This is a genomic window from Bradyrhizobium sp. CB1717 (assembly GCF_029714325.1).
In the GTDB taxonomy this organism is placed as follows: Bacteria; Pseudomonadota; Alphaproteobacteria; order Rhizobiales; family Xanthobacteraceae; genus Bradyrhizobium.
Genome location: NZ_CP121666.1, coordinates 710,122 through 724,344 on the forward strand (window position 1 = coordinate 710,122; position 14,223 = coordinate 724,344).

At 65.5% G+C, this 14,223-nt stretch carries 13 protein-coding genes; 4 read left to right on the plus strand and 9 right to left on the minus strand.

Features of this window, described 5'->3' with window-relative positions; all coding sequences use genetic code 11:
• Positions 1–6: 6 nt before the first annotated feature.
• Positions 7–624 (minus strand): class I SAM-dependent methyltransferase, encoded by a 618-nt coding sequence (locus QA649_RS03255; RefSeq protein ID WP_283022944.1) that lies wholly within the window; start codon positions 622–624, stop codon positions 7–9.
• 111 nt (positions 625–735) lie between these two features.
• Positions 736–1,326 (minus strand): polyhydroxyalkanoate synthesis repressor PhaR, encoded by a 591-nt coding sequence (phaR, locus tag QA649_RS03260; RefSeq protein ID WP_283022945.1) that lies wholly within the window; start codon positions 1,324–1,326, stop codon positions 736–738.
• A gap of 316 nt (positions 1,327–1,642) precedes the next feature.
• On the opposite strand from phaR, the gene QA649_RS03265 reads away from it, so the two are divergent.
• From QA649_RS03265 to QA649_RS03275, 3 genes are all read left to right on the plus strand, one after another.
• Positions 1,643–2,821: an acetyl-CoA C-acetyltransferase gene (locus tag QA649_RS03265; protein WP_145669344.1), complete on the plus strand. Its 1,179-nt coding sequence runs from the start codon at positions 1,643–1,645 to the stop codon at positions 2,819–2,821.
• 250 nt (positions 2,822–3,071) lie between these two features.
• Positions 3,072–3,797 carry an acetoacetyl-CoA reductase gene (gene phbB / locus QA649_RS03270; protein WP_283022946.1) on the plus strand — a complete coding sequence of 242 codons (726 nt, stop codon included), beginning with the start codon at positions 3,072–3,074 and terminating at the stop codon, positions 3,795–3,797.
• A 165-nt stretch (positions 3,798–3,962) separates the two neighbouring features.
• Entirely contained in the window at positions 3,963–4,832 is an 870-nt protein-coding gene (locus tag QA649_RS03275) for an EamA family transporter (RefSeq protein ID WP_283022947.1), read from the plus strand.
• 137 nt (positions 4,833–4,969) lie between these two features.
• Here QA649_RS03275 and QA649_RS03280 read toward each other — a convergent pair whose 3' ends face one another.
• Positions 4,970–5,392 (minus strand): cupin domain-containing protein, encoded by a 423-nt coding sequence (locus QA649_RS03280; RefSeq protein ID WP_211413389.1) that lies wholly within the window; start codon positions 5,390–5,392, stop codon positions 4,970–4,972.
• 23 nt (positions 5,393–5,415) lie between these two features.
• On the minus strand, positions 5,416–6,183 hold the full coding sequence (gene gloB / locus QA649_RS03285; RefSeq protein ID WP_283022948.1) for a hydroxyacylglutathione hydrolase: 768 nt from the start codon (positions 6,181–6,183) through the stop codon (positions 5,416–5,418).
• A gap of 108 nt (positions 6,184–6,291) precedes the next feature.
• Here gloB and QA649_RS03290 point away from each other — a divergent pair, with 108 nt between their 5' ends.
• On the plus strand, positions 6,292–7,038 hold the full coding sequence (locus QA649_RS03290) for a class I SAM-dependent methyltransferase (protein WP_260387604.1): 747 nt from the start codon (positions 6,292–6,294) through the stop codon (positions 7,036–7,038).
• Between the two features lie 57 nt (positions 7,039–7,095).
• On the opposite strand, the gene QA649_RS03295 is transcribed toward QA649_RS03290, so the two are convergent.
• From QA649_RS03295 to QA649_RS03315, 5 genes are all read right to left on the minus strand, one after another.
• Positions 7,096–7,878 carry a DUF4167 domain-containing protein gene (locus QA649_RS03295; protein ID WP_145831661.1) on the minus strand — a complete coding sequence of 261 codons (783 nt, stop codon included), beginning with the start codon at positions 7,876–7,878 and terminating at the stop codon, positions 7,096–7,098.
• Between the two features lie 457 nt (positions 7,879–8,335).
• Positions 8,336–9,214, minus strand: coding sequence for a peptide chain release factor N(5)-glutamine methyltransferase (prmC, locus tag QA649_RS03300; RefSeq protein ID WP_283022949.1), 879 nt, complete (start codon positions 9,212–9,214; stop codon positions 8,336–8,338).
• Between the two features lie 8 nt (positions 9,215–9,222).
• Positions 9,223–10,308, minus strand: a complete 1,086-nt coding sequence (gene prfA, locus QA649_RS03305; RefSeq protein ID WP_283022950.1) for a peptide chain release factor 1 — start codon at positions 10,306–10,308, stop codon at positions 9,223–9,225.
• A gap of 59 nt (positions 10,309–10,367) precedes the next feature.
• Positions 10,368–12,635 carry a phosphoenolpyruvate--protein phosphotransferase gene (ptsP, locus tag QA649_RS03310; RefSeq protein ID WP_283022951.1) on the minus strand — a complete coding sequence of 756 codons (2,268 nt, stop codon included), beginning with the start codon at positions 12,633–12,635 and terminating at the stop codon, positions 10,368–10,370.
• Positions 12,636–12,902: 267 nt separating this feature from the next.
• On the minus strand, positions 12,903–14,159 hold the full coding sequence (locus QA649_RS03315; RefSeq protein ID WP_130366017.1) for an aspartate kinase: 1,257 nt from the start codon (positions 14,157–14,159) through the stop codon (positions 12,903–12,905).
• Between the last annotated feature and the right edge of the window lie 64 nt (positions 14,160–14,223).

The window sequence follows — 14,223 nt, forward strand, 5'->3', positions numbered from 1 at the left end:
TCCATTTTAGCCGCGCCGCCGAAACCGGCTGAACTGAAACGCCTGCGTCGAATCCCACGGCGTGTGGTGCGTCTCGCTCCGCGTCTCGACCAGCTCGAACGCCGGTCCGAGCTCAGCCGCAAGGCTGGCGCTGTCATGGCGCTGCACCGGCAGGCCGCTGCATTTCTCCGGACCGTCGGGTGCGAACGTGGCGATGATGACTTGTCCCCCGGAGCTAACCGCCGATCGCAGGCGCTCGACGTACGCCGCTCTGTCATCGGGATCGGTCAGGAAGTGAAACGCGGCGCGATCGTGCCAGACATCGTAGGTCCTCGCCGGCCGCCATGTCGTGGCGTCGGCGACGATCCAATCGACCGTTGCAGCGGCCTTGCCGATTCGCTTCTTCGCCACGTCGAGCGCGTTGGCGGAGAGGTCCAGCACGGCAAGACGGCGGTATCCCTCCTGCAGCAGCGCGTCGACCAGCCGCGATGCGCCTCCGCCGATATCGATGATGGCCGCGTCATGATCGGAGTTGGCTGCGCGAATCATCGCGAGCGAGGTTGCCGGGCTGTCCTGATACCAGCTGACCTCGGCCTCGCCCTTGGTGGCGTAGACGTTGTCCCAGTGCGTGGTGCGGTCGGACATGGCGTGCTCCGGCCTTGGCCGGGGGACGGCAGCGCGTAAGCGGCGCCTGCCGGGATCAACTGGCAATTCGCGCGTCCGCCACATGCGGACGCGCCGGCACGAACGAAGAACCTACTCGTCCTTCTTCGACATCCGCTCGAGACGCTCCTGCATTTCCTTCATCTGCTGGCGCAGGTCGTCGATGTTGCTGTCCTTCGGTGCCTCGGCGCTTGCATCGGGCTCCGGCTCGGGGCTCGCCGCCGGGCGGGGCGCGGCGAACGGCTTGAACATCGAGAAGGTCTGCTGGAACAGCTCCATGTTGCGACGGACCTGCTCCTCCAGCGGCGCAAACGGCGTGCCGGACAGCGTGTTGGAGATCTGCTTGCGGAACTTCTCCTGCTCCTGGGTCAGCGTCGCGATCGACTGCTCCAGATATTTCGGCACCACCATCTGCATGCTGTCGCCGTAGAAGCGGATCAGCTGGCGCAGGAAGGTGGTTGGCAAGAGGTTCTGGCCGGCCTTGTTCTCCTGTTCGAAGATGATCTGGGCCAGCACGGAGCGGGTGATGTCGTCGCCGGTCTTGGCGTCGTAGACCAGGAAATCTTCGCCATCCTTGACCATGGCGGCGAGGTCTTCCAGCGTCACGTAAGTACTCGTTCCGGTGTTATAGAGCCGGCGGTTCGCGTATTTCTTGATCGTGGTCGGTTGGTCTGATTTCGCCATGGGCTCTCACTTGCAAAAACGCTGAGAACGGGAACCCGGCGGGCTATGCCGCAGGGCGGGAAGAGTACGCAACGCAACAAAATAAGCATTTTCAAAGGGGTCACGCTACCGTTTTGTGCGCCACGGTTAATCGGGCAGCAAAAACGTGCTTGCGAAAGCGCCAAGAACGCTATTTTGAATGCGCTGCGGCATGAATTCGGTCCCCCGCCGATTGACATGCCTCAACGACGTTAACAGGATGGCTGACGAGACTGGCGAGCGCTTTTCCGGCCCCGCCTGCCCCCTTACAAGAACCTCAAGCCCCAGGAGATGCCCCATGTCAGACGATGTCGTCATCGTCAGCGCCGCCCGCACCCCGGTCGGAAGCTTCAACGGAGCCTTCGCGACCCTTCCCGCCCATGACCTCGGCGCCGTCGCCATCAAGGCCGCGCTTGAGCGCGGTGGTATCGAGCCCGGCCGCGTTTCGGAAGTCATCATGGGTCAGATCCTGACCGCGGCCCAGGGTCAGAACCCGGCCCGCCAGGCTTCGATCGCCGCCGGCATTCCGGTGGAAAGCCCGGCCTGGGGCGTCAACCAGCTCTGCGGCTCGGGCCTGCGCACGGTGGCGCTCGGCTACCAGGCGCTGCTCAATGGCGATTCCGAGATCGTGGTCGCCGGCGGCCAGGAATCCATGAGCATGGCTCCGCACGCTCAATACCTGCGTGGCGGCGTCAAGATGGGCGCGCTCGAGTTCGTCGACACCATGATCAAGGACGGCCTGTGGGATGCCTTCAACGGCTACCACATGGGCAACACCGCCGAGAACGTCGCGCGGCAGTGGCAGATTACCCGCGCCCAGCAGGACGAGTTCGCGGTCGCCTCGCAGCAGAAGGCCGAAGCGGCTCAGAAGGCCGGCAAGTTCAACGACGAGATCGTCCCCGTCACCATCAAGACCCGCAAGGGTGACGTGGTCGTCAGCGCCGACGAATACCCGCGGCATGGCGCCACGCTCGATGCGATGGCCAAGCTCCGTCCCGCCTTCGAGAAGGACGGCACGGTCACCGCGGGCTCGGCCTCGGGCATCAATGACGGCGCTGCCGCCGTGGTGCTGATGACGGCGAAGCAGGCCGCCAAGGAAGGCAAGAAGCCGCTCGCGCGCATCGTGTCCTGGGCGCAGGCCGGCGTCGATCCGAAGATCATGGGCTCGGGCCCGATCCCGGCCTCGCGTGCGGCGCTGAAGAAGGCCGGCTGGAACGTCGGCGATCTCGATCTGATCGAGGCCAACGAGGCCTTCGCGGCGCAGGCCTGCGCCGTCAACAAGGACCTCGGCTGGGACACCTCGAAGGTCAACGTCAATGGCGGCGCGATCGCGATCGGCCATCCGGTCGGTGCCTCCGGCGCGCGCGTGCTGGTGACGCTGCTGCACGAGATGCAGAAGCGCGATTCGAAGAAGGGCCTCGCCACGCTGTGCATCGGCGGCGGCATGGGTATCGCGATGTGTCTGGCGCGCGACTGAAAGCCGCTGACGTGAAGCTGACGCGTGCGCCGCACACCTGATTGAGTGCGTTGCACGCGACTAAAAAGGCGGCGGTTGCAAATCAAATATTCTTCGCAACCGCGCAGGCCTCGACTAAAGAGAAACGCCCGGCTCCGCCGGGCGTTTTGTTCTTGATGTCCGTCAAACGTCCCGCATAATCCGTAGCTAAAAACGATCACTCAAAAGCGTCCGAAGAGTCCAAGGAAGAGTCCAAGGGAAGGAATACGATATGGCACGTGTTGCACTGGTGACGGGTGGTACGCGGGGCATCGGAGCTGCGATCAGCAAGGCGCTGAAGGCGGCCGGCTACAAGGTCGCGGCAAGCTATGCCGGCAACGATGCGGCGGCGGAGAAGTTCAAGGCCGAGACCGGCATCGCCGTCTACAAATGGGACGTCAGCAATTTCGACGCCTGCGCCGAAGGCGTGAAGAAGGTCGAGGCCGAGGTCGGCCCGGTCGACGTGCTCGTCAACAATGCCGGCATCACCAAGGACGGGGCCTTCCACAAGATGAGCCTCGAGCAATGGAATGCCGTGATCGGCACCAATCTCGGCTCGCTGTTCAACATGACGCGCCAGGTGATCGAAGGCATGCGCGGGCGCAAGTTCGGCCGCATCATCAACATCTCATCGATCAACGGCCAGAAGGGCCAGTTCGGCCAGGTGAACTATTCCGCGGCCAAAGCCGGCGAGATCGGCTTCACCAAGGCCCTGGCGATCGAGAACGCCAAGGGCGGCGTCACCGTGAACGCGATCTGCCCGGGCTACATCAACACCGAGATGGTGCAGGCGGTGCCGAAGGACGTGCTGGAAAAGTCCATCCTGCCGCTGATCCCGATCGGCCGCCTCGGCGAGCCCGAGGAGATCGCGCGCGCGGTCGTGTTCCTCGCCGCCGATGAGGCCGGCGCCATCACCGGCTCGACGCTGACGGTCAACGGCGGCCAGTACATGGTGTGATGCGATCGCATCACGTCCGATCATATAGGTGACTTCGTCATGCCCGGGCTTGTCCCGGGCATCATGCCCTGTCATTCCGGGGCGCCGCGACTGCGGCGAACCCGGAATCTCGAGGTTCCGGGTCTGGCGCTGCCGCGCCATCCCGGAACGACGAGGCTTTCTGCAATGACTCCCCGCACCGCGACGCTGATCGGATTGACGGCGATCCTGATGTGGTCGCTGCTCTCCGTGATGACGGTGGCGACCGGAAGGATTCCGGCGTTCCAACTCGCCGCGATGACGTTTGCGATCGGCGGTCTCGTCGGCCTGCTGACCTGGATCGGCCGCGGCGACGCCGCCAAAAGCCTGCGCCAGCCGCTGGTGGTGTGGGCCGTCGGCGTCGGCGGATTGTTTGGCTATCACGCGCTGTATTTCCTCGCGCTGCGCTTCGCGCCGCCGGCCGAGGCCGGTCTCCTGAATTATCTCTGGCCGCTCCTGATCGTGCTGTTTTCGTCGTTCCTGCCGGGCGAGCGGTTGGCCGTGCATCATGTCATCGGCGCCGTGCTTGGGCTGATCGGCACGGTGCTGCTGTTCGCCGGCAACACCAGCGGGTTTGCGCCGGGCGCAGTGCCGGGGCTGGTCGCGGCCTTCATCGCCGCCTTTGTCTGGGCGGCCTATTCGGTGCTGTCGCGCCGGTTGAAAGCGGTGCCGACCGACGCGGTCGCGGGCTTCTGCCTTGCCACCGCTACGCTCGCGGCAGTGATGCATGGTGTGCTGGAGACCACGGTGTGGCCGGAGACCATGCTGCAATGGCTTTCCGTGATCGCGCTCGGCATCGGTCCGGTGGGCGCCGCCTTCTACGCCTGGGACATCGGCATGAAGCGCGGCGACATCCGCGTGCTCGGCGCCGCCTCCTACGCGACGCCGTTGCTCTCGACCGGCTTCCTCATTGCCGCCGGCTTTGCAAAAGCCAGCGCCAACATCGCCGTCGCTGCGGTCCTGATCGCCGGCGGCGGCCTGATCGCGGCGAAGGACATGGTGCTGCGGAAGCGTTGAATGTCATTCCGGGGCGCACGAAGTGCGAACCCGGAATCCATTTATCCGCGCCAACGGTGGCGAGATAGATTCCCAGATGCGCAATTGCGCATCATAGTTCGCTGCTTGCGCGGCGCCCCGGAATGACGGTGGGGGAGCTACGGCTCCCAGCCCTTCGGCGCCAGCTCGAACTTTGCGAACTCGAACGCCGGCGCCACGGTGCAGCCGACCAGTGTCCACTCGCCCGTGGTTTCCGCCATCTGCCAGGCATTGGCCGGCACGATTCCCTGGGGCCGCTCGCCGCCGACGAGATCGGTGCCGAGCCGCACCTCGTGCTGCGAGCAGCCATCATGGGCGATGCGCAGCATCAAGGGGCTGCCGGCGTAATAGTGCCAGGTCTCGACCGCATCGATGCGATGCCAGTGCGAGCGTTCGCCGCGCGCGAGCAGGAAATAGATCAAAGTCGAACGCGAACGGCCGTTGGCGTCCGTGGTCTGGTCGCGAAACGTCTCGCGATAGTGCCCGCCTTCGGGATGCGGGCGGAGTTCGAGGCGTGCGATGATCTCGGCTGCGGTCGGCATCGATCCCCGTCAGGACTTGTTCTTCAGGACTTGTTCTTGCGCTCGCGGAGCTCGCCGAACACCGTGGCGCCATCTGCGCCTTTCATGTGGAGCCTGGCTGCAACCGACGGCTCATCGGCGCGGAGGAACACGTTGGCGCGCTTCTCGTCACCGAGCAGCGAGGGAATGGTCGGCTTGTTCTCGGCGCGGAGCTTGGCCACCTCCGCCGCGCGAGCCTGCAGCGCCGTATTGTCGGGGTCGACGGTGAGGGCGAACTTGACGTTGGACGCGGTGTATTCGTGGCCGCAATAGAGCTTGAAGTCGTCGGGCAGCGCCCGCAGCTTCAACAGCGAATCCCACATCATCGGATAGGTGCCCTCGAACACGCGGCCGCAGCCGATCGAGAACAGCGTGTCGGCGGCGAACACCGTTTTCTCATTGTCGAACACGTAGGAGATGTGGTCGAGCGTGTGGCCGGGCGTCTCCACGACGCGCGCCAGCAGATTGCCGATCTTGACGACGTCGGCATTGGCGACGCGCAGGTCGACGTTGGCGATCTTGGTCGTCTTGTCATGCGGCGCGACGACGCGGCAATTGTATTTCTGCTTGAGTTCGGCGACCCCGCCGACGTGATCGCCATGATGATGGGTGATCAGGATGTCGGTGAGCTGCCAGCCCTCGCGCTCCAGCGCCTTCAGGATCGGGCCGGCCTCGGGCGCGTCGATCGACGCCGTCGCCTTGGTTTCCACATCGTGGATCAGATAACCGAAATTGTCGTTTAAACAGGTGAAAGTACGAATTTCGGCGGCCATGACCTCTCCATCGCGCTCAGCCCCGCCAGACAAATATGGCGTTAACGTTGCGCAGGCAATGCAATATTCCGCGCGCAGGCGTGCCCTCGCGCATGGTACATTGCCATCATGACAATCGATGTCGTCGACCTCCGCGAGTTCTATTCCCGCCGCCTCGGCATCGTGGCGCGGCAAATGATCAATCGCGGCATCCGGGAGCGCTGGCCGGGCGCCGAGGGTCAGCGGGTGCTCGGTATCGGCTATCCGACGCCCTATCTGGGGTTGTTCCGCGAAGACGCCGAGCGCTGCCTCGCCTTCATGCCGGCGGCCCAGGGTGTCCTGAAATGGCCGACGGGCCGGCCGGCGCTGGCCTCGCTGGTCGATGAGTTCTCGCTGCCGCTTCCCGACGCCGCGGTCGACCGCATCCTGCTGGTCCATGCGCTGGAGATGTCGGACGATCCGGCCGCGCTGCTGCGCGAGGTGTGGCGGGTGCTGTCGGGCTCGGGCCGCGTCATCGCGGTGATCCCGAACCGGCGCGGCGTATGGACCCGCACCGACAGCACGCCGTTCGGTCACGGCCGGCCCTATTCGCGCTCGCAGATCACTGATCTGTTGCGCCAGACCTGGTTCACGCCGACGGCCTGGGGCGAGGCGCTGTTCATGCCGCCCTATGCCGGCGGCTGGGTGCTGAAATCCGCGCAGATGTGGGAGCGTGCCGGCGCGGCGCTGTCGCTGCCGTTTGCGGGTGTGCACATCGTCGAGGCGACCAAGCAGGTCTATCGCGCGATCCCCGCCAAGCGCGAGCGGGCGCGGCTGATTCCCTCGCTGGGCAAGCCGGTGCTGGTGCCGTCCTCGACGACAGTGACGCGCAGCTGAAACAAATCGTCCCGGCGCGAGGCCGGGACGATTGCAGAGCAGAAAATCAGAAGAGGCTCACTCGCCGGAGGCGACCTCGTCGCTGGATGCGGCCGGAGCCGCTTCACGATCGGGACGCGGCCCATGCGGCCGGCGCCGACGGCGCGGAAAGCGTTCGCCGCCGCCACCGCCGCCTTCAAAGCCGCCCTGGGCGCCATTCACCTGCGGCTGTGCGCCGGTGATGAAGGAGGGCAGGCGGTCCACGCTGCCGGCATCGGCGATGACGGGCTGCGGCTGGTTCGCGGGTTGCGGCTGCGGCTGATATTGCGGCTGCGGGCGATGATCGCGTTCGCGGTGCTCGCGCGGTTGCTGGTTGTCGCGCTGATAGGGCTGCTGATTGTCGCGCTGCTGGTGATCACGCTGGTGATGATCGCGCTGGCCGTCGCGGTCGCGCATGAAGGGCTGCTGCTGCGGCGGCTGCGGAACGAAGCCCGGCTCCTGGCCGAACGCCGAGAAATTCTCGCCGTCGTCCTCGCTGTCGTCGCCGCTGGTGTTGCTGATCGGCTCGTCGCCACGCGGCTGCTGGTTCTGGCGGAACTGCTCCTGGGCGGCCGCGATCAAGCGGAAATAGTGCTCGGCGTGCTGGTAGTAGTTCTCGGCCGCAACGGGGTCGCCGGAGGAGCGCGCATCGCGCGCGAGCTGCAGATACTTCTCGGCGATATGCGAGGCTGTGCCGCGGATCTTGATGTCGGGACCGTTGGACTCGTAGACCCGGGTCATCGGGTTCTGGCCGCGCCGGTTGTTGTTGTTGTTATTGTTGTTGCGGTTGCGCATCCGCTGCTTGTTCTGACCGTTTCTCATGTCCTGCCTTTAATTCCAGCCCTAAAGGTTGCACGCATTACTGATTGCTGAGACTGACCTGGTGACAGCGGTTCACATCGCTCGTACGCACCGCGCACGAGAGCGGATTGAACCCTGCCAATGTTCGTCGACCGTCGCGTTCAACAAAGACGCGTTCCCCACCCGCCAGCATTCATTGCCAGCGAACCCATTCATATCGCCTGCCGAAACAAGCCCAGCTTTCTTGCGTAAGTCTTCAAGCGCAATATCAGGCTTTCGTTCACGTTGCGGTCGGAGAGCAGCGCAGCTCGCTGGCCATCGCGCTCAACCCTGCGGCTTGGAACCTTTAATCAGTAAAGCTCTCGCCCGAGAGCCCGGCTTTCACCCGTAGGTCTACGGGGCCGGCACCGATGTGTTGATCGGAACGTAGTCGTTCCCAAGGGATATTCCAAGAGCTTTTTACAGACCAATCCGGCTTTTATGGGGGCATTTTTCGGGCCGAAACGGCCCGTGAGATACCCGCCAAATCGGCCTTGGGTGGCCTGTCCACCACTAACGCGGCAGCGGCCATCAAGGTTTCAATATTTCGGGCCTGGCCCTGTCCGGCCTCGACGATCAGGGCCCCGCCGGGGGCGAGGCGCGCGGCCGCCTGCGGCGTCAGGACCCGGTAGGCGTCGTATCCGTCATTGCCGCCGTCGAGGGCCAGATGCGGATCGTGCTCACGCACTTCGATGCTCAATTTCGGAATTTCGGCCGAGGGAATATAGGGCGGGTTCGACACGATGAGATCGAATGGACCCGAGAGCGCCGCCAGATAGGAGCAGGCGACGAAGGCAGAACGGTTGCCGAGGCCGAGGGCGGCGGCATTGCCCCGCGCGGTGCCGAGAGCGGTGAGGCTGAGATCGGTGCCGACACCGAAGGCATCGGGGATCTCGTGCAGCAGCGCCAGCAGGATCGCGCCTGAGCCGGTGCCGATATCGGCGATGCGGGGCCGGTGGATTTTCTGCTCGCGAAAAAGCTCGAGCGCGCGCTCGACCACCGTTTCGGTGTCGGGACGCGGGACCAGGGTCGCCTCCGAGAGGCGAAACGGCAGGCCCCAGAATTCGCGCACGCCGAGAATGCGCGCCACCGGTTCGCCCGCGATCCGGCGCTCTGCATATTGCGCGAGCTGTAGCGCCTCGGAGCTCGTGAGGAGGCGGGAGGCCTGCGCAATCAGGCCGGTGAGATCGAGGCCGAGGGCTGCACCGATCAGCATGCGGGCGTCGAGTTCGGCTTCGTCGAGCTGTGCGGATCGCAGCTCCGCCGCCAGCGCGCGGCGTGAGCTCTCGATCGATTGTCCGGTGAAGGCGTTGCTCACGCGGCGCGTCACGCCGCCGCGCCTTGCGCGGCGAGCTGCGCGGCCTGGTGCTCGGTGGTCAGCGCGTCGATCAATTCGCCCAGCGCTTCGCCGGCGATCACCTGCGGCAGCTTGTAGAGCGTCAGGTTGATGCGGTGGTCGGTGACGCGCCCTTGCGGGAAGTTGTAGGTGCGGATGCGCTCGGAGCGGTCGCCGGAGCCGACCTTCTCCTTGCGCTCGGCCGAGCGCGCGGCGTCGACGCGCTGGCGCTCGGCGTCGTAGATGCGCGAGCGCAGGATGTTCATGGCCGAGGCGCGGTTTTTGTGCTGCGAGCGGCTGTCCTGCATCATCACCACGATGCCGGTCGGAATGTGGGTGATGCGGATCGCCGATTCGGTCTTGTTGACGTGCTGGCCGCCGGCGCCCTGCGCGCGCATGGTCTCGATGCGCAGGTCGTCGTTCTTGATGTCGACGTCGACATCCTCGACCTCCGGCAGCACCGCGACGGTAGCGGCCGACGTGTGGATGCGCCCTTGCGTCTCGGTATCGGGCACGCGCTGCACGCGATGCACGCCGGATTCGAATTTCAGCTTCGAGAACGCGCCGCGGCCCTGCACCTCCGCGATGATTTCCTTGTAGCCGCCGACGGTGCCTTCGCTCGCCGAGATCACCTCGACCTTCCAGCCCTGCAAGCCGGCGAAACGCTCGTACATCCGGAACAGGTCGCCGGCGAACAGCGAAGCCTCGTCGCCTCCGGTGCCGGCACGGATTTCCAGCATCACGTTGCGGTCGTCCATGGCGTCCTTGGGCAACAGCGCGACGCGGATCTTCTGGACCAGCTCCTCGATCCTTGGCGTCAGCTCGTCGCGCTCGGCTTCCGCCATGCCGCGCATCTCCGCATCCGTCGCGGGATCGGCGATCAGCGCCTCGGTATCGGCGAGCTCCTTGACGGCAGACCGATAGGCTTTGACCGCCTCGATCAGCGGCGTGATCTCGGCCAGCTCGCGCGTGATCTGCACATAGCGTTCGGAGGCGAGCTGCCCCAGCGATTCGGCCTCGAGCGAGGCGTGATGCGCGAGCAGGACGTCCAGTTTGGCTTCGGGGAGTGACGACATCGGTTCAGTCTCAAAGGGCGGAAGGAGGCGAGGGCGGCGGGGAGCGGGCGACAGGCCCGCTACAACGCAAGGCCCTCGGCCTCGGCAAATTCCGTCAGCTTCTGCCGGATCGAGACGCTGCCCGCGGGCGCGTCGAGGAGCGGGCCGAGCATCGCTTCGGCCTTCTTGGCATCGAGATCGAGCACCATCGCCTTGACCGGGCCGAGCGCGGTCGCCGAGAGCGACAGCGAGCGATAGCCGAGCGCGATCAGCGCCAGCGCGCCGATCGGCTTGGAGGCCATCTCGCCGCAGAGCGAGAGCGACTTCTGCGCGCCTTGCGCCTTGCGCGCGATGTCGCGCAGCGCGCGCAGGATCGGCGCCGACATGGTGTCGAAGCGCTCGGAGACCTTGGCATTGCCGCGGTCGACCGCGAACAGGAACTGGAACAGATCGTTGGAGCCGACCGAGATGAAATCGACCTTCTTCAGGAGCTCGTCGAGCTGGTAGAGCAGCGCGGGCACTTCGACCATGGTGCCGATGTCGATTCTTTCAGGCAGCGTGTGGCCGTGCTGGCGCAGATAAGTCAGCTCGCGCTCGACCAGCGCCTTCGCCGAGTCGAATTCGGCGACCTCAGAGATCATCGGGAACATGATGCGCAGCGCGCGGCCACCGCCGGCGCGCAAGAGCGCGCGGATCTGGCCGCGCAACAGGCCGGGACGGTCCAGCCCGAGCCGGATCGCGCGCCAGCCGAGTGCGGGATTTTCCTCGATTACCGCTTCCATATAGGGCAGCGCTTTGTCGCCGCCGATGTCGAGGGTGCGGAAGGTGACGGGCTTAGGTCCGGCGGCATCCAGCACGGTGCGATAGAGCGCGAGCTGGTCGCTGGTGCGCGGCAGGCTCTGGCCGACCATGAATTGCAGCTCGGTGCGGAACAGGCCGATGCCGGCGCTGCCGGTGTCCTCGATATGCGGCAGGTCGATCGCAAGACCCGCGTTGATCATCAGCTCGACCTTCTGGCCGTCCCTGGTGACGCAGGGCCGGTCGCGCAGCGCCAGATACTGCGCCTGGCGGCGGGCGCGGAAGCGCACGCGCTCGGCGAAGGCGGCCTCGATCTCCTGCGACGGACGCACATAGATCGAGCCGGACGTGCCGTCGACGATGATGGCATCGCCGGGATCGGCGATACCGGGCGCGTTCGGCACCTCGCCGACCGCGGGAATTCCGAGCGCGCGCGCCACGATCGAGACGTGGGAGTTGGCGGTGCCTTCCTCCAGCACGATGCCGCGCAGGCGCTTGCGGTCGTAGTCGAGCAGCGCCGCGGGGCCCATCGCGCGGGCGATGACGATGGCGTTGTCGGGCAGCTGTTCACGTGAGGGCGCGTGATCCTGGCCGACCAGCTGCCGCATCAGGCGGTAGCCGAGATCCTCGAGATCATGCAGCCGGTCGCGCAAATAGGGATCGGTCGAGCGCAGCATGCGCGCGCGGGTGTCGGACTGCACGCGCTCGACCGCGGCTTCCGCGGTGAGGCCGGTGGCGACCGCCTCGTGCAGCTTGTGCGACCAGCCCTGGTCGTTGGCGAACATGCGGTAGGCTTCCAGCACCTCGCGGTGCTCGCCGCCCTCGGCGACGTCGCCGCGCTCCAGCATGCGGTCGAGATCGGCGCGCAGTTTTGCCAACGCGGTGTCGAGCCGCTTGATTTCCTTCGGCAGGTCCTCTGCGATGTAGTCCTTGATGACGACGCGCGGCTCGTGCAGCACGACATGGCCGAGCGCGATTCCTTCCGACAGGATCGCGCCGACCTTCTGCGCCGAATGGCGCGCGGCCGGCTCGAGGCCGGGCTGCGCCAGTGCCGACAGCTCGCCGGAGGCGATCAGTTCCGCCAGCACCATCGCGGTGGTCTGTAGCGCCTCGAGCTCTTCCTCGACATAGTTGCGCTTGGCGCGGTTCTGCACCACCAGCACGCCGAGCGTGTTGCCGGCGCGCAGGATCGGCACGCCGAGGAAGGAGTGGTAGATTTCTTCGCCGGTCTCGGGGCGGAACGAGAAGGCCGGATGGCTCTGCGCATCGCTGAGGTTGAGCGGGGTCGCCTCGCTGGCGACGAGGCCGACCAGGCCCTCATGGGCGCTGAGCACGGTATGGTGCACAGCCTCGCGGTTGAGACCTTCGGTGGCGTAGAGCTCGAGCGTGTTGTCGACGCGCAGCACGTAGACCGAGCACACCTCGGCCACCATGTTGGCGGCGATCAGCACCACAATCTTGTCCAGCCGCTCCTGGGCCGAGACCTGCTCCGCCATGGTTTCGCGGAGCCGTCTCAACAAGACGCGGGGACCTCCCGACGCGCTCCGCATGTACCGTCAATCTCCTCCGTCTGCCGGGGCCGAAAGGGCCCGCGGCGGCTCGCCCGAAATCCAGAAAAACAACAAATTTGCTCGTCCGGCGCCGGCCCCGGCGGTTGCCGGAGCCGAATCAGCACCGCCTGAACTGGGGCACAGTTTCCGGCAGCCCACCCTGTCCGCGTATAGCGAATTGGGGCTTGTTTTGCCAAGCAAAACGCCTGCCAAACGCGAAGGTGTGTACACCTTCGCGTTTGCTGCGACCGCTAAGAGAAAATTAGCCTAGGCCTGATCGAGGCCGTAGAGCGTATGCAGGGTGCGCACCGCCAGCTCGGTATAGGCGGTGTCGATCAAAACCGAGAATTTGATCTCGGAGGTTGTAATGGCCCGGATGTTGATATTCCGCCCTGCGAGGGCCGAGAACGCCTGGGCGGCGACGCCGGCATGGCTGCGCATGCCGCTGCCGATCACCGAGATTTTCGCAACATCGGTGGCGGTATCCAGCCGTGCATAACCGATCTTGGCCTTGGCGGCGGTAATCGTGTCCTTGGCGCGGGTGTAGTCGGCGGCCGGGACCGTGAAGGTGAGATCGGTGGTCTTGCCGTCCTCGGAAACGTTCTGCACGATCATGTCGACGTTGATGTTGGCGTCCGCCAGCGGGCCGAAGATCGAGGCCGCAACGCCCGGCTTGTCCTGGATCTGGCGCACCGAGATCTGGGCCTCGTCCTTCGAAAAGGCGATACCGGTAACGACGTGGTTTTCCATGATCTCCTCCTCGCCGCAGATCAGCGTGCCGGGCGGCTGGTTGGCATGCGGGTCGATATCCTCGGGCTTGTCGAAGCTCGATCGGACGAAGATCGGCATGTTGTGGACCATGCCGAGTTCCACCGAGCGGACCTGGAGCACTTTCGCGCCCTGCGAGGCCAGTTCCAGCATGTCCTCGAATGCGATCTTGTCGAGCCTCTTGGCCTTCGGCACGATTCGCGGGTCAGTAGTATAGACGCCATCGACGTCGGTGTAGATGTCGCAGCGGTCCGCCTTGACGGCTGCCGCGACCGCCACGGCCGAGGTGTCGGAGCCGCCGCGGCCGAGCGTGGTGATGCGGCCCGTTTCGGCGTTGATGCCCTGGAAGCCGGCGATGACAGCGACCTCCTTGCGCTCTCTAAAGCGCTTGATGATCTCGCTGCCGTCGATGTCCTCGATCCGGGCCGAGGCATGGGCGTCGCTGGTCTTGATCGGGATCTGCCAGCCCTGCCAGGAGCGGGCCTGGATGCCCATGCTCTGCAGCACGATGGCAAGCAGACCGGACGTGACCTGCTCGCCTGAGGCGACGACGGCGTCGTATTCGCGCGCGTCGTGCATCGGCGAGGCCTCGGTGCACCAGGCCACCAGCTCGTTGGTCTTGCCCGACATCGCCGAGACGACCACGGCCACTTCATGGCCGGCGTCGACCTCACGCTTCACATGGCGTGCGACGTTGCGGATGCGTTCGATGTTGGCGACGGATGTGCCGCCGAATTTCATCACGAGGCGGCTCATGACGACGCGTGCATTCCCTCATAAGGATCAGTATGGTGACCCGCACCGGATGGGCCTGCGGACA

What these genes read in the sequence shown, in the direction of transcription:
- QA649_RS03255 (WP_283022944.1), bottom strand. Translation starts at nt 624, where the DNA reads ATGTCCGACCGCACCACGCACTGGGACAACGTCTACGCCACCAAGGGC.
- phaR (WP_283022945.1), bottom strand. Translation starts at nt 1,326, where the DNA reads ATGGCGAAATCAGACCAACCGACCACGATCAAGAAATACGCGAACCGC.
- QA649_RS03265 (WP_145669344.1), top strand. Translation starts at nt 1,643, where the DNA reads ATGTCAGACGATGTCGTCATCGTCAGCGCCGCCCGCACCCCGGTCGGA.
- phbB (WP_283022946.1), top strand. Translation starts at nt 3,072, where the DNA reads ATGGCACGTGTTGCACTGGTGACGGGTGGTACGCGGGGCATCGGAGCT.
- QA649_RS03275 (WP_283022947.1), top strand. Translation starts at nt 3,963, where the DNA reads ATGACTCCCCGCACCGCGACGCTGATCGGATTGACGGCGATCCTGATG.
- QA649_RS03280 (WP_211413389.1), bottom strand. Translation starts at nt 5,392, where the DNA reads ATGCCGACCGCAGCCGAGATCATCGCACGCCTCGAACTCCGCCCGCAT.
- gloB (WP_283022948.1), bottom strand. Translation starts at nt 6,183, where the DNA reads ATGGCCGCCGAAATTCGTACTTTCACCTGTTTAAACGACAATTTCGGT.
- QA649_RS03290 (WP_260387604.1), top strand. Translation starts at nt 6,292, where the DNA reads ATGACAATCGATGTCGTCGACCTCCGCGAGTTCTATTCCCGCCGCCTC.
- QA649_RS03295 (WP_145831661.1), bottom strand. Translation starts at nt 7,878, where the DNA reads ATGAGAAACGGTCAGAACAAGCAGCGGATGCGCAACCGCAACAACAAT.
- prfA (WP_283022950.1), bottom strand. Translation starts at nt 10,308, where the DNA reads ATGTCGTCACTCCCCGAAGCCAAACTGGACGTCCTGCTCGCGCATCAC.
- ptsP (WP_283022951.1), bottom strand. Translation starts at nt 12,635, where the DNA reads ATGCGGAGCGCGTCGGGAGGTCCCCGCGTCTTGTTGAGACGGCTCCGC.
- QA649_RS03315 (WP_130366017.1), bottom strand. Translation starts at nt 14,159, where the DNA reads ATGAGCCGCCTCGTGATGAAATTCGGCGGCACATCCGTCGCCAACATC.